This is a genomic window from Brachybacterium aquaticum, from assembly GCF_014204755.1.
GTDB lineage: Bacteria > Actinomycetota > Actinomycetes > Actinomycetales > Dermabacteraceae > Brachybacterium > Brachybacterium aquaticum.
In genome coordinates this window covers 523,818-545,496 of sequence record NZ_JACHLZ010000001.1, presented here as the reverse complement: position 1 = coordinate 545,496, position 21,679 = coordinate 523,818, and the positions used below count along the sequence as shown (strand labels likewise).

33 protein-coding genes are annotated in these 21,679 nt (G+C 68.5%); 1 reads left to right on the top strand and 32 read right to left on the bottom strand.

The genetic code is table 11. The features are described 5' to 3' along the window. Positions 1-37 precede the first annotated feature (37 nt). The 18 genes from rpsK to HNR70_RS02315 all read right to left on the bottom strand — a co-directional run bounded on the left by rpsK (position 38) and on the right by HNR70_RS02315 (position 11,139). Positions 38-442, bottom strand: a complete 405-nt coding sequence (rpsK, locus tag HNR70_RS02400; protein WP_010550306.1) for a 30S ribosomal protein S11 — start codon at positions 440-442, stop codon at positions 38-40. 109 nt (positions 443-551) lie between these two features. Beyond that, positions 552-926 carry a 30S ribosomal protein S13 gene (gene rpsM / locus HNR70_RS02395; protein ID WP_184324244.1) on the bottom strand — a complete coding sequence of 125 codons (375 nt, stop codon included), beginning with the start codon at positions 924-926 and terminating at the stop codon, positions 552-554. Between the two features lie 258 nt (positions 927-1,184). Further along, entirely contained in the window at positions 1,185-1,298 is a 114-nt protein-coding gene (gene rpmJ, locus HNR70_RS02390) for a 50S ribosomal protein L36 (protein WP_010532506.1), read from the bottom strand. A gap of 22 nt (positions 1,299-1,320) precedes the next feature. After that, on the bottom strand, positions 1,321-1,542 hold the full coding sequence (gene infA / locus HNR70_RS02385) for a translation initiation factor IF-1 (RefSeq protein ID WP_010550308.1): 222 nt from the start codon (positions 1,540-1,542) through the stop codon (positions 1,321-1,323). A gap of 337 nt (positions 1,543-1,879) precedes the next feature. Then, positions 1,880-2,728, bottom strand: a complete 849-nt coding sequence (gene map, locus HNR70_RS02380) for a type I methionyl aminopeptidase (protein WP_184324243.1) — start codon at positions 2,726-2,728, stop codon at positions 1,880-1,882. Then, complete coding sequence (locus HNR70_RS02375) at positions 2,725-3,321, bottom strand: adenylate kinase (RefSeq protein WP_184324242.1); 597 nt, start codon at positions 3,319-3,321, stop codon at positions 2,725-2,727. The genes map and HNR70_RS02375 overlap by 4 nt, the downstream gene beginning before the upstream one ends. Continuing rightward, positions 3,318-4,619 carry a preprotein translocase subunit SecY gene (gene secY, locus HNR70_RS02370; protein WP_184324241.1) on the bottom strand — a complete coding sequence of 434 codons (1,302 nt, stop codon included), beginning with the start codon at positions 4,617-4,619 and terminating at the stop codon, positions 3,318-3,320. Before secY ends, HNR70_RS02375 begins: the two co-directional genes overlap by 4 nt. Before the next feature lie 155 nt (positions 4,620-4,774). After that, positions 4,775-5,230, bottom strand: a complete 456-nt coding sequence (gene rplO / locus HNR70_RS02365; RefSeq protein WP_221421077.1) for a 50S ribosomal protein L15 — start codon at positions 5,228-5,230, stop codon at positions 4,775-4,777. Between the two features lie 4 nt (positions 5,231-5,234). Next, positions 5,235-5,417, bottom strand: a complete 183-nt coding sequence (rpmD, locus tag HNR70_RS02360; protein ID WP_312857544.1) for a 50S ribosomal protein L30 — start codon at positions 5,415-5,417, stop codon at positions 5,235-5,237. Further along, positions 5,414-6,097: a 30S ribosomal protein S5 gene (gene rpsE, locus HNR70_RS02355; protein WP_184324240.1), complete on the bottom strand. Its 684-nt coding sequence runs from the start codon at positions 6,095-6,097 to the stop codon at positions 5,414-5,416. Before rpsE ends, rpmD begins: the two co-directional genes overlap by 4 nt. 37 nt (positions 6,098-6,134) lie before the next feature. Next, positions 6,135-6,521 carry a 50S ribosomal protein L18 gene (gene rplR, locus HNR70_RS02350; protein WP_184324239.1) on the bottom strand — a complete coding sequence of 129 codons (387 nt, stop codon included), beginning with the start codon at positions 6,519-6,521 and terminating at the stop codon, positions 6,135-6,137. A gap of 2 nt (positions 6,522-6,523) precedes the next feature. After that, on the bottom strand, positions 6,524-7,066 hold the full coding sequence (gene rplF, locus HNR70_RS02345; protein ID WP_184324238.1) for a 50S ribosomal protein L6: 543 nt from the start codon (positions 7,064-7,066) through the stop codon (positions 6,524-6,526). A gap of 22 nt (positions 7,067-7,088) precedes the next feature. Next, positions 7,089-7,487 carry a 30S ribosomal protein S8 gene (gene rpsH, locus HNR70_RS02340; RefSeq protein ID WP_184324237.1) on the bottom strand — a complete coding sequence of 133 codons (399 nt, stop codon included), beginning with the start codon at positions 7,485-7,487 and terminating at the stop codon, positions 7,089-7,091. A 71-nt stretch (positions 7,488-7,558) separates the two neighbouring features. Continuing rightward, complete coding sequence (locus HNR70_RS02335) at positions 7,559-7,744, bottom strand: type Z 30S ribosomal protein S14 (RefSeq protein WP_010550318.1); 186 nt, start codon at positions 7,742-7,744, stop codon at positions 7,559-7,561. A 1-nt stretch (position 7,745) separates the two neighbouring features. Beyond that, a complete protein-coding gene (gene rplE / locus HNR70_RS02330; protein ID WP_184324236.1) occupies positions 7,746-8,318 on the bottom strand; it encodes a 50S ribosomal protein L5 in 573 nt (190 codons plus the stop codon). A gap of 1 nt (position 8,319) precedes the next feature. Next, the gene (rplX, locus tag HNR70_RS02325) at positions 8,320-8,706 is read right to left on the bottom strand and encodes a 50S ribosomal protein L24 (RefSeq protein WP_221421076.1); all 387 of its coding nucleotides are present in this window, start codon (positions 8,704-8,706) and stop codon (positions 8,320-8,322) included. 1 nt (position 8,707) lies between these two features. Beyond that, positions 8,708-9,076 carry a 50S ribosomal protein L14 gene (gene rplN, locus HNR70_RS02320; RefSeq protein ID WP_102235363.1) on the bottom strand — a complete coding sequence of 123 codons (369 nt, stop codon included), beginning with the start codon at positions 9,074-9,076 and terminating at the stop codon, positions 8,708-8,710. A gap of 332 nt (positions 9,077-9,408) precedes the next feature. Next, the gene (locus HNR70_RS02315) at positions 9,409-11,139 is read right to left on the bottom strand and encodes an MFS transporter (RefSeq protein ID WP_221421075.1); all 1,731 of its coding nucleotides are present in this window, start codon (positions 11,137-11,139) and stop codon (positions 9,409-9,411) included. A 283-nt stretch (positions 11,140-11,422) separates the two neighbouring features. Between HNR70_RS02315 and HNR70_RS02310 the strand changes: the two genes are divergently transcribed. After that, positions 11,423-11,845: a hypothetical protein gene (locus HNR70_RS02310; RefSeq protein WP_184324235.1), complete on the top strand. Its 423-nt coding sequence runs from the start codon at positions 11,423-11,425 to the stop codon at positions 11,843-11,845. Positions 11,846-12,050: 205 nt separating this feature from the next. Here HNR70_RS02310 and rpsQ read toward each other — a convergent pair whose 3' ends face one another. The 14 genes from rpsQ to ngcE all read right to left on the bottom strand — a co-directional run bounded on the left by rpsQ (position 12,051) and on the right by ngcE (position 21,543). Beyond that, positions 12,051-12,374 carry a 30S ribosomal protein S17 gene (rpsQ, locus tag HNR70_RS02305; RefSeq protein WP_184324234.1) on the bottom strand — a complete coding sequence of 108 codons (324 nt, stop codon included), beginning with the start codon at positions 12,372-12,374 and terminating at the stop codon, positions 12,051-12,053. Positions 12,375-12,394: 20 nt separating this feature from the next. Further along, positions 12,395-12,628: a 50S ribosomal protein L29 gene (rpmC, locus tag HNR70_RS02300; protein WP_070502123.1), complete on the bottom strand. Its 234-nt coding sequence runs from the start codon at positions 12,626-12,628 to the stop codon at positions 12,395-12,397. Continuing rightward, positions 12,628-13,047 carry a 50S ribosomal protein L16 gene (gene rplP, locus HNR70_RS02295; RefSeq protein WP_115413539.1) on the bottom strand — a complete coding sequence of 140 codons (420 nt, stop codon included), beginning with the start codon at positions 13,045-13,047 and terminating at the stop codon, positions 12,628-12,630. Before rplP ends, rpmC begins: the two co-directional genes overlap by 1 nt. Positions 13,048-13,052: 5 nt before the next feature. After that, positions 13,053-13,895: a 30S ribosomal protein S3 gene (rpsC, locus tag HNR70_RS02290; protein WP_184324233.1), complete on the bottom strand. Its 843-nt coding sequence runs from the start codon at positions 13,893-13,895 to the stop codon at positions 13,053-13,055. A gap of 10 nt (positions 13,896-13,905) precedes the next feature. Beyond that, on the bottom strand, positions 13,906-14,259 hold the full coding sequence (gene rplV / locus HNR70_RS02285) for a 50S ribosomal protein L22 (protein ID WP_184324232.1): 354 nt from the start codon (positions 14,257-14,259) through the stop codon (positions 13,906-13,908). A gap of 50 nt (positions 14,260-14,309) precedes the next feature. Next, entirely contained in the window at positions 14,310-14,591 is a 282-nt protein-coding gene (gene rpsS, locus HNR70_RS02280; RefSeq protein ID WP_010532528.1) for a 30S ribosomal protein S19, read from the bottom strand. Positions 14,592-14,606: 15 nt separating this feature from the next. Further along, positions 14,607-15,443, bottom strand: a complete 837-nt coding sequence (gene rplB, locus HNR70_RS02275) for a 50S ribosomal protein L2 (protein ID WP_184324231.1) — start codon at positions 15,441-15,443, stop codon at positions 14,607-14,609. 43 nt (positions 15,444-15,486) lie between these two features. Beyond that, entirely contained in the window at positions 15,487-15,789 is a 303-nt protein-coding gene (gene rplW, locus HNR70_RS02270) for a 50S ribosomal protein L23 (protein WP_184324230.1), read from the bottom strand. After that, positions 15,786-16,730: a 50S ribosomal protein L4, sunset domain variant gene (gene rplD, locus HNR70_RS02265; protein ID WP_184324229.1), complete on the bottom strand. Its 945-nt coding sequence runs from the start codon at positions 16,728-16,730 to the stop codon at positions 15,786-15,788. The genes rplW and rplD overlap by 4 nt, the downstream gene beginning before the upstream one ends. A 5-nt stretch (positions 16,731-16,735) precedes the next feature. Then, positions 16,736-17,416 carry a 50S ribosomal protein L3 gene (gene rplC / locus HNR70_RS02260; protein WP_184324228.1) on the bottom strand — a complete coding sequence of 227 codons (681 nt, stop codon included), beginning with the start codon at positions 17,414-17,416 and terminating at the stop codon, positions 16,736-16,738. A gap of 11 nt (positions 17,417-17,427) precedes the next feature. Further along, positions 17,428-17,736: a 30S ribosomal protein S10 gene (gene rpsJ, locus HNR70_RS02255; RefSeq protein ID WP_010550334.1), complete on the bottom strand. Its 309-nt coding sequence runs from the start codon at positions 17,734-17,736 to the stop codon at positions 17,428-17,430. Positions 17,737-18,167: 431 nt separating this feature from the next. Then, positions 18,168-19,088 carry a carbohydrate ABC transporter permease gene (locus HNR70_RS02250; RefSeq protein ID WP_184324227.1) on the bottom strand — a complete coding sequence of 307 codons (921 nt, stop codon included), beginning with the start codon at positions 19,086-19,088 and terminating at the stop codon, positions 18,168-18,170. Beyond that, positions 19,085-20,116 carry a carbohydrate ABC transporter permease gene (locus tag HNR70_RS02245; RefSeq protein WP_246375126.1) on the bottom strand — a complete coding sequence of 344 codons (1,032 nt, stop codon included), beginning with the start codon at positions 20,114-20,116 and terminating at the stop codon, positions 19,085-19,087. Before HNR70_RS02245 ends, HNR70_RS02250 begins: the two co-directional genes overlap by 4 nt. Further along, positions 20,113-21,543 carry an N-acetylglucosamine/diacetylchitobiose ABC transporter substrate-binding protein gene (ngcE, locus tag HNR70_RS02240; RefSeq protein WP_246375125.1) on the bottom strand — a complete coding sequence of 477 codons (1,431 nt, stop codon included), beginning with the start codon at positions 21,541-21,543 and terminating at the stop codon, positions 20,113-20,115. Before ngcE ends, HNR70_RS02245 begins: the two co-directional genes overlap by 4 nt. Positions 21,544-21,679 lie beyond the last annotated feature (136 nt).

The following is a 21,679-nucleotide window of genomic DNA, read 5'->3' as shown; positions in this document are numbered from 1 at the left end:
TGACGAGCGGGGTTCCCCGTCGTCGCGGCCGACGGGCTCAGACGCGGCGGCGCTTGGCCGGGCGGGTGCCGTTGTGGGGCTGCGGGGTGACGTCCTGGATCGAGCCCACCTCGAGGCCGGTCGCGGTGAGCGAGCGGATCGCGGTCTCGCGGCCCGAGCCCGGGCCCTTCACGAAGACGTCGACCTTCTTCAGGCCGTGCTCCTGCGCCTGGCGGGCAGCGGCCTCGGCGGCCATCTGCGCGGCGTAGGGGGTCGACTTGCGCGAGCCCTTGAAGCCGACCTGGCCGGCGGACGCCCAGGAGATGACGGCACCGGTCGGGTCGGTGATCGACACGATGGTGTTGTTGAACGTGCTCTTGATGTGAGCCTGGCCGTTGACGATGTTCTTCTTGTCCTTGCGGCGCGGCTTGCGCGCAGCGGCCTGACGGGTCTTGGTTGCCATGCGGCAGAACTCCTCTGGTGGATGTGGGGTGCGCCGGATCCCTCAGCGGCGCGAAGTGACTTCGGGCTCCGATGGCGGAGCCTGGCAGCCGATCAGCGGGGTCCGCGGATCAGCGAGCCTTCTTCTTGCCGGCGACCGTGCGCTTGGGGCCCTTGCGGGTACGCGCGTTGGTCTTGGTGCGCTGACCGCGCACGGGGAGGCCGCGACGGTGGCGCAGGCCCTGGTAGCTGCCGATCTCGACCTTGCGGCGGATGTCGGCGGCCACCTCACGGCGAAGGTCACCCTCGACCATGTAGTTCGCCTCGATGTGATCGCGAAGCTGGACGAGCTCCTCGTCGGTCACCTCGCGCACGCGCTTGTCACCGGAGACGCCGGTAGCGGCCAGGGTCTCCAGGGCGCGGGTGCGGCCCACGCCGAAGATGTACGTCAGGGCGACCTCGAGGCGCTTCTCGCGCGGAAGGTCGACTCCCACCAGACGTGCCATGTGCAGATTCTCCTACTGTCTCGGAGGCCTGATCCGGCACCTCGCCCGCGGGATCCCTCCCGTGGCGCCGCAGCCTCCGTACTGCGGGTGACCGGCTCGTGCCGGTGGTGCCGTCTCTTCTGTTGTGTGTGCCCGCAGGTGCGGGCGGTGCCCCGTGCGGGGCGGTGTCCCTCTCAGGACGGGTCCCTCTCAGGACCGTGCCCCACGGTGCGGGGCCTGCCGCCCGAGGGCGGCGATGTCACGGCAGATGCCGGGGACTCAGCCCTGGCGCTGCTTGTGACGGGGGTTCGAGCAGATGACCATGACGCGCGAGTGGCGACGGATCACCTTGCAGTTGTCACAGATCGGCTTGACGCTCGGCTTGACCTTCATTGCTTTCCTTCTCCCGGGACGATCACTTGTAGCGGTAGACGATGCGGCCCCGGTCGAGGTCATAGGGGCTCAGCTCGACGACCACACGGTCCTCGGGAAGGATGCGGATGTAGTGCTGGCGCATCTTTCCGGAGATGTGCGCGAGCACCATGTGCCCGTTGTCGAGCTCGACGCGGAAGCGCGCGTTCGCGAGCGCCTCCGTGACCGTGCCCTCGACCTCGATCACTCCGTCCTTCTTCGCCATGCCTCCCCAATCTCCCGCCTCCGGCGGTGGCCGGGGTCGAGTTCCGCGTACTTGGTTCCTGGTTGCCCAGGCCCTGCACACCGACCGTCGGGTGACGGTACGGTGATCGACGAGGGTGGCACCGCCGGCGTCCCGTCGGCCGCGACCCGGCCCGTGAGGGGTCCTGGTCGGTGGTGACGACGGGGCTGCACGATCGCGCGTTCGCACGCACGAGCGGAGCACACCCGATGGACCAGCCTACACGTGCCCTCCGGTTCCGGCGAGGGGCGACGGCGATGACGCCTGTCACGTCCGGGCCCCGAAGGGCCCCCTCCCCCGTCGGCCGACGGCCGGGCCGTCAGCCGGCGTCGGCCGCGAGGGGGTCCGGAGCGGCGATGACGCCCCGGCGCGCGAGCTCGGCGGCGCCGCCGTCCCCTGCGGTGAGCACGAGGAGCCCCTGCTCGGTGACCGCGACGGAGTGCTCGAAGTGGGCGGCGCGTCCGCCGGCGGTGGCGCGCACTGTCCACTCGTCGTCCTCGAGCTCCCAGTTGCCGGGGCCCTGGATGAGCATCGGCTCGATGGCCAGGCACATGCCGGGCTTGACCCGGGGGCCGCGGGTGCGGGTGCGGTAGTTCATGACGTCCGGGGCCTGGTGCATGGCGGTGCCGATGCCGTGGCCGCCGAAGCCCTCGAGGTGGGAGAGGGACTCCCCCGCCGCGTCGTCGACGAAGTCCTCGATCGCGGCGCCGACGTCGCCCACCCGGTCGGCGGTCGCGAGCGCGGCGATGCCGGCCCAGAGCGCCTCCTCGGTGATGCGCACCAGGTCCTCGTCGCCCACGGAGCGCGGCGCGCCGACGATGTGGCTGCGCGCCGCGTCCGAGTGCCAGCCGTCCACGATCAGACCGCCGTCGATGGAGACGACGTCTCCCGCCTCGAGCGGCCGGTCGTCGGGGATGCCGTGCACGACGACCTCGTTGACGCTGATGCACAGCGTCGCCGGGTATCCCTGGTAGCCCAGAAAGTTCGGCGTCGCACCCTCGGCACGGATCATGTCGTGCGCGAGGGTGTCGAGCTCGTCGGTGGTGATGCCGGGCCGGATCGCGTCCTCGAGCATGTCGTGGACGCGGTGGAGCAGCAGCCCGCTGCGACGCATCGCGACGATCTGCGCGGGGGTCTTCAGCTCGACCCGCTCGGGCAGGAGGCTCATCGGGTGGCGAGAGCCTCGCGCAGGGCGGCGGTGACCTCGTCGATGGAGGCCATGCCGTCGACGCGGCGCACCAGGCCGCGCTGCTCGTAGACGTCGATCAGCGGGGCGGTCTGCTCCGCGTACACCTCGAGGCGGCGGCGGATGGTCTCCTCGGTGTCGTCGCTGCGGCCCTGCTCGGCGCCGCGCGCCACCAGGCGCTGCACGACCTCCTCCTGCTCGACCACGAGCAGCAGCACGAGGTCCAGCGGGGTGCCGAGCTCGGCGAGCATGCCGTCCAGCGCCTCGACCTGGTCGAGGGTGCGGGGGTAGCCGTCCAGCAGGAAGCCGTCCTTCGCGTCGTCCTCGGCCAGGCGCGAGCGCACCATGTCGTTGGTGACGGAGTCGGGGACGTACTCGCCCTTGTCCATGTAGGACTTCGCCAGCAGGCCCAGCTCGGTCTCGCCCGAGACGTTGGCGCGGAAGATGTCGCCGGTGGAGATCGCGGGGATCGCGAGCCCCTCGGCGATGCGCACGGCCTGGGTGCCCTTGCCCGCTCCGGGCGGGCCGACGATCAGCAGTCGGCGGGCGGGGGTGGAGGAGGTGGGGGTGGTCACCGGAGGATCCCTTCGTAGTGGTGCTGCTGGAGCTTCGCATCGACCTGCTTGACGGTGTCCAGGCCCACGCCGATGACGATCAGCAGGGACACGCCGCCGAGCGGGAAGTCCTGGGAGGTGCCGAGGTAGAACAGCGCCACCAGCGGGATGAGGCAGATGATCGCCAGGTACACGGCGCCACCGGACTGGATGCGGTTGATGACGTAGCGCAGGTAGTTCTCGGTGGGCTTGCCGGCGCGGACGTTGGGGATGAAGCCGCCGTACTTCTTCATGTTGTCGGCGATCTCCTCCGCGTTGAAGGTGATCGACACGTAGAAGAACGCGAAGAACACGATCAGGGTCACGTAGATGACCGCGTAGATCCAGGAGAAGGAGAAGCCGAGCACGAGGTGCGTGTTGATCCACTGCACCCAGCCGGCCTCGGGGTCGCCGAACGATGCCGCCATCTGCGGCAGGGCGAGGATCGAGGAGGCGAAGATGACCGGGATGACGCCGGCCTGGTTCACCTTGATCGGGATGTAGGTCGAGGTGCCGCCGTACATGCGACGTCCCACCATGCGCTTGGCGTACTGCACCGGGATGCGTCGCTGGGACTGCTCGACGAAGACCATGCCGACCATGATCAGCAGGCCCACGAGGATCACCAGCGAGAAGGTGATCCAGCCCTTCAGCTGCCACACCTGGCCGAAGGAGGCCGGGAAGCTCGCCGCGATGGAGGAGAAGATCATCAGGGACATGCCGTTGCCGACGCCGCGCTCGGTGATCATCTCGCCCATGAACATGATCAGCACGGTGCCGACGGTCATGGTCAGCACCATCATGAGCAGGGTGGGGATGGACTGGTCCGGGACCAGGGTGAGGTTGCAGCCCACGAAGAAGTTGCCCGAGCGGACCAGCGTGATGATGGTGGTCGCCTGCAGCACGCCCAGACCGATGGTCAGGTAGCGGGTGTACTGGGTGAGCTTCGCGGTGCCGGAGGCGCCCTCCTTGTGGAGGGCCTCGAAGCGCGGGATCACCACGCGCAGCAGCTGGATGATGATGGAGGCGGTGATGTACGGCATCACGCCCAGTGCGAAGACGGAGAGCTGCAGCAGTGCACCGCCGGAGAACATGTTGATCATGCCCAGCGCACTCGCGCCCTGGCCGGCGGCCTGATCGGCGCACATCATCACGTTGGTCGCGTCGAACCCGGGAGTGGGGACGAAGACGCCGAGACGGTAGATGGCGATCAGACCGAGCGTGAAGAAGATCTTGTTCCTCAGCTCGGGGGTGCGCAGCGCGCGCACGAACGAGTTCACCTGATTCCCTCCTGGAGGTCCGGGGACGGGACCGAGGCGGTGGTCGGCCGTCCTGGTGCCGCGCGTTCGACGCGGGCGGTCGGACCGGCCCTGGAATGACGACAGGGCACCGCGGCCCAGACTAAGTCTGTGCCGCGGTGCCCGTCAAAAGGGAGTCACGCGGTGGTGACGGACCCGCCGGCCGCCGCGATCTTCTGCTCCGCCGAGGCGGAGAACTTCTGCGCGGTGATGTCGAGCTTGACGCTCACATCGCCCTGGCCCAGCACCTTCACGGGCTGGTTCTTGCGCACGGCGCCCTTGGCGACGAGGTCCTCGACCGTGACCGTGCCGCCCTCGGGGAACAGCTCCTGCAGGGTCGACAGGTTCACGACCTGGTACTCGACGCGGAACGGGTTGGTGAAGCCGCGGAGCTTCGGAAGCCGCATGTGCAGCGGCATCTGTCCACCCTCGAAGCCGACGGGCACCTGGTAGCGGGCCTTGGTGCCCTTGGTGCCTCGACCGGCGGTCTTGCCCTTGGAGGCCTCACCACGGCCGACGCGGGTGCGCGCGGTCTTGGCACCGGGCGCGGGGCGCAGGTCGTGGAGCTTCAGGGGGTTCTGGTTGTCAGTCATGGATTCAGTCCACCTCTTCGAACGTCACCAGGTGGGCGACGCTGCGGATCATGCCGCGGATCTCAGGGCGGTCCTCCTTCACCACGGTGTCACCGATGCGCTTGAGGCCGAGGCCGCGCAGGGTGGACCGCTGGCTCTTGGTGCCGCCGATCTCGGAACGGGTCTGGGTGACCTTGAGCTGCATCACGCACCCACCTTCTCCGCACGGGCGGCGGCGCGACCCTCGGCCTGCGCCCGCAGGAGCGCCGCCGGGGCGACGTCCTCGACCGCGAGGCCACGGCGGGCCGCGACGGCCTCCGGCTCCTCGAGCTGCTTGAGAGCGTCGACGGTGGCCCGCACGATGTTGATCGCATTGGTCGAGCCGAGCGACTTGGAGAGCACGTCGTGCACTCCGGCGCACTCGAGCACGGCGCGGACCGGACCGCCGGCGATCACGCCGGTACCCGGAGCGGCCGGACGCAGCAGGACGACGCCCGCCGCATCCTCACCCTGGACGGGGTGCACGACGGTGCCCTGGACGCGCGGGACGCGGAAGAAGTTCTTCTTCGCCTCCTCGACGCCCTTGGAGATCGCCGCGGGGACCTCCTTGGCCTTGCCGTAGCCGACGCCGACGGTGCCGTCGCCGTCACCCACCACCACGAGGGCGGTGAAGGAGAATCGACGGCCGCCCTTGACGACCTTCGAGACGCGGTTGATGCTCACGACGCGCTCGAGGAACGCCGACTTCTCGGCCTCCTGACCGCGACCGCGACCACCCTGACGACCACCGCGGTCGCCGCCCTGGCGGCCGCCGCGATCGTTGCTGTTGTTGTTGTCATCCCGCCGGCCGGAGGCCGCGGGACCGTTGTTCCGCTGCTGTGCAGCCATATTCAGATCCTCTTCTCGTCCTGTGTCCGGGCGGCGATCACAGCGCCAGGCCGGCCTCGCGGGCGCCGTCGGCGACGGCAGCCACACGGCCGTGGTACTTGTTGCCACCGCGGTCGAAGACGACCGCGTCGATGCCGGCGGCCTTCGCGCGCTCGGCGACCAGGGCACCGACGGTGCGGGCCTTGTCCGACTTGGTGGCCTCGGTGGCGCGGAGGTCCGCCTCCATGGTTGAGGCCGACGCGATGGTCTTCCCGAGGGAGTCGTCGACAACCTGCACGAAGACGTGACGCGACGAGCGGGTGACCACCAGGCGCGGACGCTGGGCGGTGCCGATGACGCGGCGACGGACACGCAGGTGACGGCGACCGCGCGAGCGCAGCTTGGAGCCGCGGTTGCCCTTGGTGTGCTTGAGTGCGTAACCCATGATCACTTACCAGCCTTTCCGGCCTTGCGGAGCACGACCTCGTCGGCGTAGCGCACACCCTTGCCCTTGTAGGGCTCCGGCTTGCGCAGCTTGCGGATGTTCGCCGCGACCTCGCCCACCTGCTGCTTCGAGATGCCGTTGACCGAGAACTTGGTCGGCGACTCGACCGCGAAGGTGATGCCCTGGGGCGCCTTCACGACGACGGGGTGGGAGAAGCCGAGCGCGAACTCGAGGTCCGAGCCCTTCGCGGTGACGCGGTAGCCGGTCCCCACGATCTCGAGCTTCTTGCTGTAGCCCTCGGTGACACCGAGGACGATGTTGTTGATGAGGGTGCGGGTCAGGCCGTGGAGGGCCTTGTTCTCGCGCTCCTCGTCGGGGCGGGCGACGACGATGGAACCGTCCTCGGCGCGCTCGACGGTGAGGGGAGCGGGCACCTCATGGGTGAGCTCGCCCTTGGGGCCGGTCACCGTGACGGTGCGACCCTCGATGGTGACGTTCTGGACAGAGGCCGGCACTGCGACCGGCAGGCGTCCGATGCGGGACATAGCTAGTGGTCTCCTCTCCCGCTCACCAGATGTAGGCGAGGACTTCCCCACCCACACCCTTCTTGGCAGCCTGCTTGTCGGTCAGGAGGCCGGAGGACGTGGACAGGATCGCCACGCCCAGGCCGCCGAGGACCTTGGGCAGGTTGGTGGACTTTGCGTACACGCGCAGGCCGGGCTTCGAGATGCGACGGATCCCGGAGATGGCGCGCTCGCGGCTGTCCGAGTACTTGAGCTCGAGGACGAGGTTCTTGCCCACCTCGGCCTCCTCCTCATGCCAGCCGAGGATGTAGCCCTCAGCCTTCAGGATGTCCGCGATGCGGGCCTTGAGCTTCGAATACGGCATGGACGCGGTCTCGTGGTACGCCCCAGAGGCGTTCCGGATCCGCGTGAGCATGTCCGCGATCGGGTCGGTCATGGTCATGTCTGTTGCTTCTTCCTCACCTGGTTTCCCCCTGATCCCTCACGGGATCCGAGGACCTGTGGCGATAGTCCTTACCAGCTGCTCTTGGTGACGCCGGGGAGCTCTCCGCGGTGAGCCATCTCGCGGAGGCAGACGCGGCAGAGGCCGAACTTGCGGTAGACCGAGTGGGGTCGACCGCAGCGCTGGCACCGGGTGTAGGCGCGCACCGCGAACTTGGGCTTGCGCTCCGACTTCTTGATCAGGGCAGTCTTCGCCATGTCAGTTCTCCTCCTTGAAGGGGAAGCCGAGCAGCTTGAGCAGCGCGCGTCCCTCGTCATCGGTCTTCGCGGTGGTCACGACCGTGATGTCCATACCGCGGACGCGGTCGATCTTGTCCTGGTCGATCTCGTGGAACATGACCTGCTCCGTGAGACCGAAGGTGTAGTTGCCGTTCCCGTCGAAGTGCTTCGGCGAGAGACCGCGGAAGTCGCGGATGCGCGGGAGCGCGGTGGACAGCAGACGGTCCAGGAACTCCCACATGCGGGCGCCGCGCAGGGTGACGTGCGCGCCGATCGGCATGCCCTCACGCAGCTTGAACTGCGCGATGGACTTGCGGGCCTTGGTGACCTGGGGCTTCTGGCCGGTGATGGCCGCGAGGTCCCGGATGGCGCCGTCGATGACCTTGGAGTCGCGAGCGGCGTCGCCGACGCCCATGTTCACGACGATCTTGGTCAGGCCGGGCACCAGCATGACGTTCTCGTAGCCGAACTGGTCGGTCAGAGCCGTCTTGATGGTCTCGTTGTACTTGGTCTTCAGACGCGGGGTGGGCGCCTGGGTGGCGGTCTCGCTCATCTCAGATGTCCTTCCCGGAGCGCTTGGCGAAGCGGACGCGCACCTGCTTGGTGCGGCCGTTCTCGAGCTCGACGGTCTCGACGCGGTAGCCGACCTTGGTCGGCTTGTTGTCCTCCGGGTCGACCAGGGCCACGTTCGAGACGTGGATGGGGGCCTCGCGCTGCTCGATGCCGCCCGTGCCGCCGGCCTGATCGGGCTTGACGTGGTGGGTGCGGCGGTTGATGCCCTCGACCAGTACGCGTTGGGTATCGGGGAACACCTGCAGGACGCGACCCTGCTTGCCCTTGTCGCCGGCCTCGAGGCCGCGCTTGGCGGCCTTGTCGCCGTCGCTGGTGCGACCGGTGATGACCTGGACGAGGTCGCCCTTCTTGATCTTCATCTTTGCCATGTCACAGCACCTCCGGTGCCAGCGAGACGATCTTCATGAAGCGCTTGTCACGCAGCTCGCGGCCGACGGGGCCGAAGATGCGGGTACCGCGCGGCTCGCCGTCGGTCTTGAGGATGACAGCCGCGTTCTCGTCGAAGCGGATGTAGGAGCCGTCGACGCGACGGACCTCCTTGGACGTGCGGACGACGACGGCCTTGACGACGTCGCCCTTCTTGACGTTGCCACCGGGGATGGCGTCCTTGACGGTCGCCACGATGGTGTCGCCGATGCTGGCGTAACGGCGACCGGAGCCACCGAGAACGCGGATGCAGAGAATCTCCTTGGCACCCGTGTTGTCGGCGACCTTCAGTCGCGACTCCTGCTGAATCACTCGTTCTCCTATCGTCTCACCGGTTCTCTTCCCACCCGCGGGAGCGAGCAGGCCGAGCCTGGCGGAACGGAATGTGGACTGTGCCCGGCGACCCCTGCGGATCGCGGAGCGATCCCGGCGTCACCGCCGACGGGTCCCGGGCACCAAAAAATCCTCTGCCGGACTCAGGCACTGGCGTGGTGAACGCGGGGCGTTCGCCTCTCGTGCGAGGTCTCCGGCGAGGAGGGATCAGGTGGTCCGGATCCTGTCGCGGTCTTCCGCGCTCCGCACCACGGGGGTGGGGGCGCAGTCCTCCGGCAACCGTTCAAGACTACGCCCCCACCATGGGCCTGTCACCCCTGCGGGGCGGGCTCCTTCATGTGTGCTTGCTCTCCCGCGCCCTCGAAGGGCTCCCCCGAGGGATCCGCGAGGGTGCCGTCCGGCAGCGCGGTCAGCGGCGGCAGCTCGGCCGCGGCCTCGACCAGCGCGGCCGGGACCTCGTCGGCCGGGACGGGATCCACACCGGACAGCGGCGCTCCCCCGGCGTCGACCGGGACCACGAGGGTCTCCTCGGGCAGCGGCATGGTGGTCAGGTCGAGATCGTCGTTCTCCGCCTGGCCGGCCACGAGCTCATGGGCCTCCTCGGGCTCCTCCACGGTGGGGAAAGAGCCCATCAGCGGGGTGCCCGCGGTCTCGTCGAGCCAGCGCATGGCGATCGCGAAGACCGCGGTGAAGAACATGATCCAGAAGGCCGGCATGAGCGGGTTGCCTGTGAGGTCGATGAGCGCCTGCGAGATCAGCGGCGTGGTGCCGCCGAACAGGGACACGGACACGTTGAAGGCGAGGCCCATCGCGGCGTAGCGCACGGCGGTGGGGAACATGGCCGGCAGCGTCGAGGCGAACATCGCCAAATACATGGCGGTGGGGACCGCGATCATGAACATCGCCAGCTGGATGAGCCAGAAGTGGCCCGTGAGCATCAGCAGGAACGCGGGGACGGTGAGCACGAGGGTGGAGACGATCGCGATCCACAGCACGTTGCGGCGGCCGATGCGGTCCGAGAGCCGACCGATGAACGGCAGGCTGAGCGCGAGGACGACGAGAGCGGGGATGGTCGCCGCGGCGGACATCATCTCGTTCATGCCCAGCTGGCTGCCGAGGAAGGTCGGCATGTAGCTGGTCAGGGCGTAGCCGGTGGTGTTGCCGGCGGCCACGAAGGCGACCGCGACGAGCACGGCCTTCCAGTGGTGGCGCAGGAGGTTCTTCAGGCCCGAGGCGACCATGGGGTCGTCGGCGTCGAGCTCCTCGTTCTCCGCGACCTCCTCGACGGCCTCGAAGGCCGGGGTCTCGGGAATGCGGGCGCGGAAGTAGATGGCGACCGCACCGAGCGGGATTGCGACCAGGAACGGGATGCGCCAGCCCCAGGCGTCGAAGGCGCCCGCTCCCCAGCCCATGGAGACCACGGTGTGGGTGAGCGCCACGGTGCCGGCACCCGCGGCGAAGCCGAGGTAGGAGCCGACGTCGAGCCAGGAGGAGAAGAAGCCGCGGCGCTTGTCCGAGGAGAACTCCGCGACGTAGGTCGCGGCGCCCGCGTACTCGCCGCCGGTGGAGAAGCCCTGGATCATCTTCAGCGCGTAGAGCAGGAAGGCGGCCCAGACGCCGATCGTCGCGGCGGTGGGGAGCAAGCCGATCAGCGCGGTGGCGATGGCCATCGCGGCCATGGTGAAGAACAGGACCTTCTGGCGGCCGATCCGGTCGCCGAGCGGTCCGAGGATGAGCCCGCCGAGGGGCCGCACGAGGAAGCTCACCGCGAAGCCGAGCAGGCTCAGCAGCAGGTCGAGGCTCTCGTTGCCGGTCTGGAAGAAGAGGTTCGCGAGCGTGATGGCCATGTAGCCGTACACGCCGAAGTCGAACCACTCCATGAAGTTGCCGACCACGGTGCCGCCCACGGCGGTGCGGATGCGGGAGGTCTCGACGACCTGGACGTCATCGACCTCGAGGGGCCGGCGGCGGCGCAGGAGCCGGACGCGTGGAGCGCGGTCGGTCGTGCCGGAGCGTCGTGCGGAACGGGGGCGTTCACCCATGGGGCAGGGTCCTTCTGGGAGGGAACGGGGAGACGGCGGTGCGGGGCGCGATGGGGCCCTCGCGAAGGCCGCCGAGAAGTTTCCGACCGGTAACTTCACTGTGTCGAGGTCTTGGTGGAGGTCCTCACGTTCTTCACATCGGCGTGTCGGCCGGGCATCGTCCCAGCGCACAGCCCTGCCGGAGCTGTGGGAACACGCTTCTTCCAGCGCGGACGCGGCGCTTCGGCCGGGCACTGCGGGGCACAGCGGGGCACTGCGCGCGCCAGGGGCGTAGGTTCGTCCCATGATCGACATCGACGTCGCACGACGGCTCCGGGACGCGGGCCTGCACTGGGAACCGGCCGACGGGGACCTGTTCGCCATCGACAACGACGAGCTGCGCGAGGAGGTCTTCATGCTCTCCTCGATGGTGGTCGAGCGCGGGGTGGCCCGGGGCGGCGGGCACGTGCTGCGCTTCAACGGCACCACCGAGTGGGCGCTGGACTCGGTGGAGCTGGACGAGGCGGTGTGGCTGCCGCGCGAGGACCAGCTGCGCGCCGCCCTCGGCGACGCCTTCGGCGCCCTGCGCCGCCGGGAGGACGGCGGGTACGTCGTCGAGCTCCCGACGGGCGAGGGCCCGGCCGACGGGGGCTCCGTGCGAGAGATCCCCGCCCCGAGCGCGCAGGAGGCCCTCGCCGGGGCGCTTCTCGTCCACCTCACGCGCTGAGTCCCGGCCGAGAGAGCACTCCCCCGTCGGCCGGGCACTCCCCCGTCGGCAGCTCCCCCAGGCGCCCTGTGCGCCCGTCGGCCGGCCCCCGGGCGCGACGCGCCCCCGTCGGCCGCTCCCCCGGGCATGCGAGAAGGGCCGGCCCTCCCGCAGGAGGACCGGCCCTTCTCAGGTGCCGTGGGCGGTCACGCGGACCGCCGGCGGATCACTTGGCGCGCTCGAGGATCTCGACCAGACGCCACCGCTTGGAAGCGGAGAGCGGTCGGGTCTCCATGACGAGGACGCGGTCGCCGATGCCGGCGCTGTTCTCCTCGTCGTGGGCCTTGAACTTGCTCGTCTTGGTCGTGACCTTGCCGTAGCGAGCGTGCTTCACACGCTCCTCGACCTCGACCACGATCGTCTTGTCCATCTTGTCGGAGACCACGTAGCCGCGCAGGGTCTTGCGGTACGGACGCTCGTGGGACGACGCGTGCGCGCCCTCCTTCTCGAGCTCCTCGGCCGGGGTCTCAGCCTGGGTGTTCTCAGTCATCTCGGTTCCTCGCTCCGGGGTCACTCGGCGGTGCCGGGGGCCTGACGGATCCCCAGCTCGCGCTCGCGCAGGATCGTGTAGATCCGTGCGATGTCCTTCTTGACGGACCGCAGTCGGCCGGAGCTCTCGAGCTGACCGGTGGCGTTCTGGAAACGGAGCTTGAACAGCTCGTCCTTCGCCTTCGCCAGTTCCTCGGCCAGCTTGGAGTCGTCCAGCTTGTCGAGTTCGTCGGCGGTGAGCTTGGTCGCTGCCATCAGATGTCACCACTCTCTCGGCTCAGGATGCGGCACTTCATGGGGAGCTTGTGCATCGCCAGGCGCAGGGCCTCGCGAGCCACCTCCTCCTCGACGCCGGCGACCTCGAACATGACGCGTCCCGGCTTGATATTGGCGATCCACCACTCGACCGAACCCTTACCGGAGCCCATGCGGACCTCGGCAGGCTTCTTGGTGAGCGGACGATCGGGGTAGATGTTGATGAACACCTTGCCGCCACGCTTCATGTAGCGGGTCATGGCGATACGAGCTGCCTCGATCTGACGGTTGGTGACGTACGCCGGCGCGAGCGCCTGGATGCCGTACTCACCGAACGCCAGGTCGGTGCCGCCCTTGGCCATGCCGCTGCGGGTCGGGTGGTGCTGCTTGCGGTGCTTGGTCCTGCGGGGGATCAGCATGTCGCTCAGGCCTCCGTTCCGGGCTGCTGTGCGGGCGCGGACGCCTGCTCCGCGGGGGCGGAGGTCGCAGCAGCGGTCTGCTCGCCCTCGTTCCCGCGACGCGCTGCGGCGTTGCGCTCGTTGCGACGGCCGCGCGGACGCTCGGCACGCGGGCCGCGACCGCCGGAGCGGGGACCCTGCGAGGCGGCCTGCTGAGCCGCGAGCTCCTTGGCGGTGACGTCGCCCTTGTAGATCCACACCTTCACGCCGATGCGGCCGAAGGCGGTGCGGGCCTCGTAGAAGCCGTAGTCGATGTTCGCACGAAGGGTGTGCAGCGGCACGCGACCCTCGCGGTAGAACTCGTTGCGGCTCATCTCGGCGCCGCCGAGGCGGCCGGACACGGCCACTCGGATGCCCTTCGCGCCGGCGCGCTGCGCGGACTGCATGCCCTTGCGCATCGCACGACGGAAGGAGACGCGGGCGGCGAGCTGCTCGGCGATGCCCTGGGCGACCAGCTGAGCATCGGCCTCGGGGTTCTTCACCTCGAGGATGTTCAGCTGGATCTGCTTGCCGGTGAGCTTCTCCAGCTCGCCGCGCAGACGCTCGGCCTCCGCACCACGGCGCCCGATGACGATGCCCGGGCGGGCGGTGTGGAGATCGACGCGGACACGATCACGGGTGCGCTCGATCTCGACCTTGGAGATGCCGGCGCGCTCGAGACCATCGGACATGAGCTTGCGGATCGCGACGTCTTCCTTCACGTAGTCGCGATAACGCTGCCCCTCCTTGGTGGAGTCGGCGAACCACCGGCTGCTGTGCTCCGTGGTGATCCCGAGGCGGAACCCGTTCGGATTGACCTTCTGGCCCATTCGGGACTCCTTACTTGTTCACGGGAGCGACCACCACGGTGACGTGGCTGGTGCGCTTCTTGATCTGGAAGGCACGACCCTGAGCACGCGGCTGGAACCGCTTCATGGTCGGACCCTCGTCGACATAGGCGGCGGACACGACGAGCTCGCGCTCGTCGAAGCGCTCACCCGCCTGGTCGGCCTTGACGCGCGCGTTGGCGATCGCGGACTCGACGAGCTTGAGGACGGGCTCGCTGGCGGCCTGCGGGGCGAACCGCAGGGTGTCCAGGGCCTCGGCCGTGCTCTTGCCACGAATCAGGTCCACAACGCGGCGAGCCTTCATGGGCGACATGCGGAGGTACCGCACCTGCGCCTTGGCTTCCATCGTTTCCTGCTTTCTCTCGAATTCGAGAAGTGCAGCCGTGCTGACCGAGGTCAGCGGCGGCGGCCCTTCTTGTCGTCCTTCTCGTGGCCCTTGAAAGTCCGCGTGGGAGCGAACTCGCCGAGCTTGTGGCCGACCATCGACTCGGTGACGAACACCGTGACGTGCTTGCGACCGTCATGCACTGCGAAGGTGTGGCCGAGGAAGTCCGGCGTGATCACCGAACGACGCGACCAGGTCTTGATGAGGTTCTTGGTGCCCTTCTCGTTCTGAGCGTCCACCTTCTTCTGCAGGTGGTCGTCGACGAACGGGCCCTTGGCGATACTGCGAGGCATATTCGGTTCTCCCTATCAGCGCTTCTTGCCGGTCCGACGACGGCGCACGATGAGCTTGTCGCTCTCCTTGCCCGGCTTTCGGGTACGGCCCTCGGGCTGACCCCAGGGCGAGACCGGATGACGACCACCCGAGGTGCGGCCCTCGCCACCACCATGGGGGTGATCCACGGGGTTCATGACCACACCGCGCACGTGCGGGCGCTTGCCCTTCCAGCGCATGCGGCCGGCCTTGCCCCAGTTGATGTTGGACTGCTCGGCGTTGCCGACCTCGCCGATGGTGGCGCGGCAGCGGGCATCCACGTTCCGGATCTCACCGGAGGGCATGCGCAGCTGAGCGTAGGGACCGTCCTTCGCGACCAGCTGCACGGAGGCGCCGGCGGAACGAGCGATCTTGGCACCGCCGCCCGGGCGCAGCTCGATCGCGTGGATCACGGTGCCCAGGGGGATGTTCTTCAGCGGCAGGTTGTTGCCGGGCTTGATGTCCGCGCCCGGACCGTTCTCGATCCAGTCGCCCTGACGCAGCTTGGCCGGCGCGAGGATGTAGCGCTTCTCGCCGTCCAGGTAGTGCAGCAGCGCGATGCGCGCGGTGCGGTTGGGGTCGTACTCGATGTGAGCGACCTTGGCCTTGACGCCGTCCTTGTCGTGACGGCGGAAGTCGATCACGCGGTAGGCACGCTTGTGGCCACCGCCCCGGTGACGGGAGGTGATGCGACCGTTGCTGTTGCGACCGCCGGTCTTGGACAGCGGGCGGGTCAGCGACTTCTCCGGAGTGGACCGGGTGACCTCGACGAAGTCGGCGCCACTCGAGCCGCGACGACCGGGAGTGGTCGGCTTGCTCTTACGAATTGCCATGTGGGTTTCCCTCAGACTCTCTGCTCCTCGGAGATCGGACGCCTCAGGCGACCGACCCTCCGAAGATGTCGATGGCTCCGTCGGTCAGGGTCACGATGGCGCGCTTGGTGTCCTTGCGCTTGCCCATCCCGAAGCGCGTGCGACGCGTCTTGCCCTGACGGTTGATCGTGTTCACCGAGGCGACCTTGACGTCGAAGACCTTCTCGACGGCGATCTTGATCTCGGTCTTGTTGGCGTCGGCAGCCACCACGAAGGTGTACTTGCCCTCGTCCATCAGCCCGTAGCTCTTCTCGGAGACGACCGGGGCCAGCAGGACGTCGCGGGGATCCTTGTTCAGCGCGCTCACTTGGCGGCCTCCTCATCGGACGAGGCGGACTCCTTGACCGCGTTCACGAACCCGGCGGCCTTGGCGGCCTCCTCGGTCGTGAACCAGACCTCGGCCTTGGTACGGCCGTACCACGGGGAGTCCGGGGTGTGGAACTTCATCGAGCCCTGGTTGCCCTTGATGTCGTAGCCCTCGGGAGCGGAGCCGTCCTCGAGCGGGGCAGCGGAGCCCTCGCCGAACGGAGCATCCTCCGCGGGAGCGGCGGTCGCGGCGGCCTTGGCCGGCGCGGCAGCCTTCGCCGCGGCGAAGGACGAGGTGGGCAGGGTCAGGGAGGCCTGGGCCACGAAGTCCTCGAGCGCACCGGAGGTGAACACGACGTCGTCGGACAGCATGACGTCGTAGGTGTTCACCTGGTCGGCGTACAGGACGTGGGTGGCAGGCAGGTTGCGGGTGCTCAGCGCGCCCAGGTCGTCGTCGCGACGCACGACCACCAGCAGGTGGCGACGGTCGGAGACGTGCGACAGGGTGACGCGGGCAGCCTTGGTCGACGCGACATCGCCCTCGAGGAGCGAGGAGACGACATGGATGCGGCCGTTACGAGCGCGATCCGAGAGGGCACCGCGCAGGGCGGCGGCCTTCATCTTCTTGGGGGTGCGCTGGCTGTAGTCACGCGGCACGGGGCCGTGGACGACGCCGCCGCCGGTGAACTGCGGGGCGCGCAGGGAGCCCTGGCGCGCACGGCCGGTGCCCTTCTGCTTCCACGGTTTCTTGCCACCGCCGCGGACCTCGCCGCGGGACTTGGCCTTGTGGGTGCCCTGGCGGGACGCCGCCTGCTGGGCGACGACCACCTGGTGGATCAGGGGCACGTTGGTCTGCACGTCGAAGATCGACGCGGGCAGCTCGACGGTGCCGGACTTCTTGCCGGCCGGATCGAGCACGTCGACAGTCAGGTTCGCTGCCATCGGGCTCAGGCCTCCTTCGCGGGAGTCTTGACAGCCGAGCGGACGAGCACGAGGCCGCCCTTGGGGCCGGGGACGGCACCCTTGACGAGCACGAGGCCCTTCTCGACGTCGACCGCGTGAACGGTCAGGTTCTGGACACTGGTGCGGTCGCCGCCCATGCGGCCAGCCATGCGCTGACCCTTGAACACGCGACCGGGGGTGGAGGCGCCGCCGATGGAGCCGGGCTTGCGGTGGTTGCGGTGCGCACCGTGGGAGGCGCTGACACCGGAGAAGCCGTGACGCTTCATGACACCCGCGGTGCCCTTGCCCTTGGAGGTGCCGACGACGTCGACCTTCTGGCCGGCCTCGAAGACCGACGGGTCGATCTCCTGGCCGACGGTGTAGTCAGCGGCGTCGACGGTGCGCAGCTCGACGAGGTGACGGCGCGGGGTCACGCCGGCCTTCTCGAAGTGGCCCTTGAGCGGCTTCGACACCTTGCGGGGGTCGATCTGCCCGTAGGCGATCTGGACCGCGTCGTAGCCGTCGGTCTCGACGGAGCGGATCTGGGTGACGACGTTGGCGCCGGTCTGCACGACGGTCACGGGAACGAGCTTTCCGTTCTCGTCCCAGACCTGGGTCATGCCGAGCTTGGTGCCGAGCACGCCCGTCACCGGGGTGGCCTTCTGGCCGGTCAGTTCGTTGCTCATCTCCACCACCCTCAGAGCTTGATCTCGATGTTGACGTCCGCCGGCAGGTCGAGGCGCATGAGCGAGTCCACGGCCTTGGGCGTGGGATCGACGATGTCGATCAGTCGCTTGTGCGTGCGCATCTCGAAGTGCTCACGGGAGTCCTTGTACTTGTGGGGCGACCGGATCACGACGAACACGTTCTTCTCGGTCGGCAGCGGCACCGGGCCCACAACAGTCGCGCCCGCGGAGGTCACCGTGTCGACGATCTTGCGCGCCGAGCTGTCGATCACCTCGTGGTCGTACGACTTGAGCCGGATGCGGATCTTCTGTCCCGCCATGGCGTCCTGTCTCTCTTCTTCGTCTGGCATGGATGCAGCCTCTTCCCGGTACCCGAGGACGGGCGTGTCGGCCTGTGCGAGGCACGAAAATGCCCAGCACGAAACCGCCGTGAATCGGCTGCTTCTGCGTCGTGTCCCTACCTGTGATGCGCGATCCCCGCGTGGCGGGGTTCGCATCCTCGGGACGGGCCTCATCCGGTGATCATTCGCCGAGGAACCCTCGGAGAACGGAACCGGGCATGTCGGCCCGCGCAGACAACTCGAACAGTCTGCCAGAGAGCGGAGCAGTCCCACAAGGGAGTGTGCCGTGCACCCCGTCACAGCGGGGCAGGTCCGGGCGTCATCGCCGGGCAGTACGAGGGGCCGGGACCACGGTACGGCATCTCGCCGTCCTGCGGTCCCGACCCCTGCCGGAGGTCACTGCCCCGTGATCACTTGTTGCTGCTCGGGTCGACGCCGCCCTGCAGCTGGCGCTGGAAGATGACGTACACGATGAGCACCGGGATCACGGTGATCACCACGGAGGCGAACATGCCGCCCCAGTCGACCTTGTATCCCTGCTGGGCCTGGAGGTTCACCAGGCCCTGGGCGAGCACGTAGTTGCGCCGGTCGGTGTTCAGCACCAGCGGCAGCAGGTACTGGTTCCACAGCCCCAGGAAGTTGAAGATCGCCACCGACGCGAGGCCGGGCTTGGCCATCGGGAGCATCACCTGGAAGAAGGTGCGGAAATCGCCGGCGCCGTCGATCGCCGCCGCCTCGCTGATCTCATCGGGCAGGCCCGAGAAGAACGAGTGGAGGAAGAAGACGGTGAAGGGCAGGGCGAAGGCGACGTAGGACAGGATCACGCCGACCAGGCCCATGCGCCCGTCCAGCAGGCCCATGTTCTTCAGCACGAAGAACAGCGGCACCACGGCGAGGAAGATCGGGAACGTGAGCCCCGCGATCATCCCGTAGTAAATGATCCGGTTCCCGGGGAAGCGGAAGCGCGCGAGCACGTAGGCGCACATGGCGCCCAGGAGCATCACGATGATCAGCGCCAGGCCCACCACGATCAGGGTGTTGAGGAAGTAGTCCCCGATCCGGGCCTCCTCCCAGGCGCGGGAGTAGTTCGAGAACTGCATCGTCTCGGGCAGCCCGAAGGGGTTTGTGAGGATCTCGCGGGAGGTCTTGAACGAGGTGTAGACCGTCCACAGCAGCGGCAGGATCACCAGCAGCGCCCACAGCGAGAGGATCACGTGGTGCAGGGCGGAGAAGCCGGCGCCGTCGCTGTTGCGGGAGTTCCGGCGCGCCGGGGCGCTGCCCTGAGGGCGCTCGCTGCGCGCCTCGGCGGGATGGGTGCTCGTCGCGCTCATCGGGTCTCCTTCTTCCCGCGGCCGAGTCCGATCACGATCGCCGCGACCAGCATGGTGACCAGCGCCATGATCACGCCCATGGCGCTCGCCTCACCGAAGCGGCCGTCGCGGAACGCGGTCTGGTACAGGTGCAGGGAGACGACCTTGGTGCTGTTGTCCGTGCCGCCGTTGGGGGTCATGACGGAGACGAAGGTGAACGCGTCCAGGGCGAAGATGCCCATGTACACGAGCGCCGTGGAGATGTTGTCCCGCACCATCGGGGCGGCGATCTGCACGGCGGTGCGCATGCGGCCGGCGCCGTCGATGCGCGCGGCCTCGAGGGTCTCCTTGGGGATCGACTTGATGCCGGCGACGAACAGGACCATGTAGAAGCCCACGAAGGTCCAGATGATCGCGAAGCAGATCGCGGCCAGGGCGAAGCGCTGATCGCCGAGCCACGCCGTGCCGATGCCAGACAGCGCCTCGGCCCCGAACCAGGAGCGCACCCCGTTGACGGGGGCGAGGAACAGGTTCAGGAAGCCGTTCAGCAGACCGCCGTTGGGGTGGTAGATGAAGTTGAACAGGATGCCGGTGATGACGGCGGGGATCGCGTAGGGGAAGAAGCTCACCACGCGGTAGAAGCCCGCACCGCGCACGCCGCGCACCCCGCCGTGGGTGCTGCCGCCGATGGTCACCATGATCGCCAGCGCGAAGGCCAGGATGATCGTGACGGTGGGCAGCACCGCGAGGAGGATGAGGTTGTTGCGCAGCGACTTCCAGAACACCTCGTCCTGGAAGATCCGCTCGTAATTGCTCAGCCCGATGAACTCCATCGACGGGCTCAGGCCCGTCCAGTCCGTGAGGGAGTAGTAGAAGGACTGCAGGAAGGGCGAGACGACGAACATGAGGTACACCGCGAGCGGGATCCCGAGGAAGATCAGGAAGAACAGCATCCGCTGCGGGGTGGGAACGCGCCGGCGGCGGCGCACGACCGGAGTGGTCGACGCCGCCGCCTCGCTGTGTCCGACGTCGACGCCGGAAACGGTCATGAACCAGCCTTGAACTTGGTGATCGAGTCGTCCTCGCGCACGCGATCGATCATGGCCTGCTCCGCGGCACGCAGGCCCGCGGCATCGGTGTCGCCCTTGAGGAAGCTCGTCCAGTTGGTGATGGAGTCGGCGCCCAGGCCGTACCAGTCCGAGAAGTTGTAGGTGAAGGTGTTGTCACCGGCGTTCTGGATCATCACGTTCACCGAGGCGAGCGCGGTGGAGCCGAAGCCGTCCTCGGGAACGGTGTCCTTGATGACCGAGGGGGCCTTGGTGAGCTCGGCGAAGTTCTCCGCCTGCTCCTTGGACAGCATCACGCGCAGGAACTCGGCGCCGCCGGCGGGGTTCTGACCGCCGGAGGGGACGAAGTACTGCTCGGCCGCGGTGCCGTGGAAGGACTCGTGCGGCATGGTGCTGTCGGGCAGGGAAGGGACGGGGATGCCGGTCATGGCGTAGCCCTCGGGGGTCACGTCTGCCTGCTCGTTCTCGATCCAGGAGCCGGAGGGGTAGAACACCGAGTTGCCGGTGACCCAGTTGGTCTGGGCGTCGGTGTGCTTGATGCCCTCGCCGCCGGGCTCGAAGTAGCCGGACTCGACGGCGGCGCCGATCGCGTCGTAGGCCGCGACCACGGCCTCCTGGTCGAAGGCACCCTCCTCGAGGTTGTCGATCGCGGTGAGCACCTCGGGGCCGCCGAGCTTGGCGGCCATGGACAGCGCCATCTCCTGGTAGTAGTTCGAGGCGTTCTGGCCGCCGTACGAGAAGAGGTAGCGCCCCTCCCCCTTGACCTGCTCGCCGAGGGCCATCAGGTCGTCCCAGGTCTCCGGGACGGTCCAGCCCTTCTCCTCGAACTCCTTGGCGGAGTACCACAGCGCGTAGACCGTGTAGACGTAGTTCATGCCGAGGAACTTGCCGTCGAACATGCCGGGCGAGGTGACGCCGGGCAGCAGGTTGTCCTCGACGGTGCCCTCGGCGTCGAGCATCGGGGCGGCGAGCAGGTCGCCGAGGTCGGCGAGCTGCGGGACCAGGCCGTCGATGGCGAGCTTCTGCGCGCCGGAGTTGTCGAAGACGTCCGGCGGGGTGCCGCCGGCGAACTGGGGCTGGAGGTCCTGCTGGATGTTCACGGTGCCCTCGACCGAGACGTCGGCGTCGGGGTACAGCTCGGAGTACTTGGTGCCGGCGTCCTCGGCGTACTGGGTGCCGTAGCCGCCGTCGAAGATGACCGCGGTCAGCGGCGCGGAGCCGTCCACACCCAGCGGGTTCTCGTCGGAGACCTCTCCCCCGCCGGTCACGCCGCCGCCGTCGGACCCGTCGCCGCTGCTGCTGCCGCCTCCTCCGCCCGCGCAGGCGGCGAGGGCGGCCGCACCGGCCCCGGCGCCGGCGATCGCGAGGAAGTGGCGCCGGGAGGCGCCGATGCGCTCGAGGGGAGTCATGTCGTCAGGATCAGTGCCCATGGTGGGGGAACCTCTCTCATCGTCGAGAACGGCCGGGACAGGGATGACGCCCCGACAGGTGGTGTGCGACACACTACGTCGTCCGACGTCATCTTCCCTGCTTCCGAGGCTCCCG

Excerpts from the sequence above, each read along its gene's own strand:
- rpsK (WP_010550306.1), bottom strand. The coding sequence starts at position 442 with ATGGCAACCAAGACCCGTCAGGCCGCTGCGCGCAAGCCGCGCCGCAAG.
- rpsM (WP_184324244.1), bottom strand. The coding sequence starts at position 926 with ATGGCACGTCTGGTGGGAGTCGACCTTCCGCGCGAGAAGCGCCTCGAG.
- rpmJ (WP_010532506.1), bottom strand. The coding sequence starts at position 1,298 with ATGAAGGTCAAGCCGAGCGTCAAGCCGATCTGTGACAACTGCAAGGTG.
- infA (WP_010550308.1), bottom strand. The coding sequence starts at position 1,542 with ATGGCGAAGAAGGACGGAGTGATCGAGGTCGAGGGCACGGTCACGGAG.
- map (WP_184324243.1), bottom strand. The coding sequence starts at position 2,728 with ATGAGCCTCCTGCCCGAGCGGGTCGAGCTGAAGACCCCCGCGCAGATC.
- rplO (WP_221421077.1), bottom strand. The coding sequence starts at position 5,230 with ATGACTGACAACCAGAACCCCCTGAAGCTCCACGACCTGCGCCCCGCG.
- rpsE (WP_184324240.1), bottom strand. The coding sequence starts at position 6,097 with ATGGCTGCACAGCAGCGGAACAACGGTCCCGCGGCCTCCGGCCGGCGG.
- rplR (WP_184324239.1), bottom strand. The coding sequence starts at position 6,521 with ATGGGTTACGCACTCAAGCACACCAAGGGCAACCGCGGCTCCAAGCTG.
- rplF (WP_184324238.1), bottom strand. The coding sequence starts at position 7,066 with ATGTCCCGCATCGGACGCCTGCCGGTCGCAGTGCCGGCCTCTGTCCAG.
- rpsH (WP_184324237.1), bottom strand. The coding sequence starts at position 7,487 with ATGACCATGACCGACCCGATCGCGGACATGCTCACGCGGATCCGGAAC.
- HNR70_RS02335 (WP_010550318.1), bottom strand. The coding sequence starts at position 7,744 with ATGGCGAAGACTGCCCTGATCAAGAAGTCGGAGCGCAAGCCCAAGTTC.
- rplE (WP_184324236.1), bottom strand. The coding sequence starts at position 8,318 with ATGAGCGAGACCGCCACCCAGGCGCCCACCCCGCGTCTGAAGACCAAG.
- rplX (WP_221421076.1), bottom strand. The coding sequence starts at position 8,706 with ATGGCAAAGATGAAGATCAAGAAGGGCGACCTCGTCCAGGTCATCACC.
- HNR70_RS02315 (WP_221421075.1), bottom strand. The coding sequence starts at position 11,139 with ATGGGTGAACGCCCCCGTTCCGCACGACGCTCCGGCACGACCGACCGC.
- HNR70_RS02310 (WP_184324235.1), top strand. The coding sequence starts at position 11,423 with ATGATCGACATCGACGTCGCACGACGGCTCCGGGACGCGGGCCTGCAC.
- rpsQ (WP_184324234.1), bottom strand. The coding sequence starts at position 12,374 with ATGACTGAGAACACCCAGGCTGAGACCCCGGCCGAGGAGCTCGAGAAG.
- rpmC (WP_070502123.1), bottom strand. The coding sequence starts at position 12,628 with ATGGCAGCGACCAAGCTCACCGCCGACGAACTCGACAAGCTGGACGAC.
- rplP (WP_115413539.1), bottom strand. The coding sequence starts at position 13,047 with ATGCTGATCCCCCGCAGGACCAAGCACCGCAAGCAGCACCACCCGACC.
- rpsC (WP_184324233.1), bottom strand. The coding sequence starts at position 13,895 with ATGGGCCAGAAGGTCAATCCGAACGGGTTCCGCCTCGGGATCACCACG.
- rplV (WP_184324232.1), bottom strand. The coding sequence starts at position 14,259 with ATGGAAGCCAAGGCGCAGGTGCGGTACCTCCGCATGTCGCCCATGAAG.
- rpsS (WP_010532528.1), bottom strand. The coding sequence starts at position 14,591 with ATGCCTCGCAGTATCGCCAAGGGCCCGTTCGTCGACGACCACCTGCAG.
- rplB (WP_184324231.1), bottom strand. The coding sequence starts at position 15,443 with ATGGCAATTCGTAAGAGCAAGCCGACCACTCCCGGTCGTCGCGGCTCG.
- rplD (WP_184324229.1), bottom strand. The coding sequence starts at position 16,730 with ATGGCAGCGAACCTGACTGTCGACGTGCTCGATCCGGCCGGCAAGAAG.
- rplC (WP_184324228.1), bottom strand. The coding sequence starts at position 17,416 with ATGAGCAACGAACTGACCGGCCAGAAGGCCACCCCGGTGACGGGCGTG.
- rpsJ (WP_010550334.1), bottom strand. The coding sequence starts at position 17,736 with ATGGCGGGACAGAAGATCCGCATCCGGCTCAAGTCGTACGACCACGAG.
- HNR70_RS02250 (WP_184324227.1), bottom strand. The coding sequence starts at position 19,088 with ATGAGCGCGACGAGCACCCATCCCGCCGAGGCGCGCAGCGAGCGCCCT.
- HNR70_RS02245 (WP_246375126.1), bottom strand. The coding sequence starts at position 20,116 with ATGACCGTTTCCGGCGTCGACGTCGGACACAGCGAGGCGGCGGCGTCG.
- ngcE (WP_246375125.1), bottom strand. The coding sequence starts at position 21,543 with ATGACTCCCCTCGAGCGCATCGGCGCCTCCCGGCGCCACTTCCTCGCG.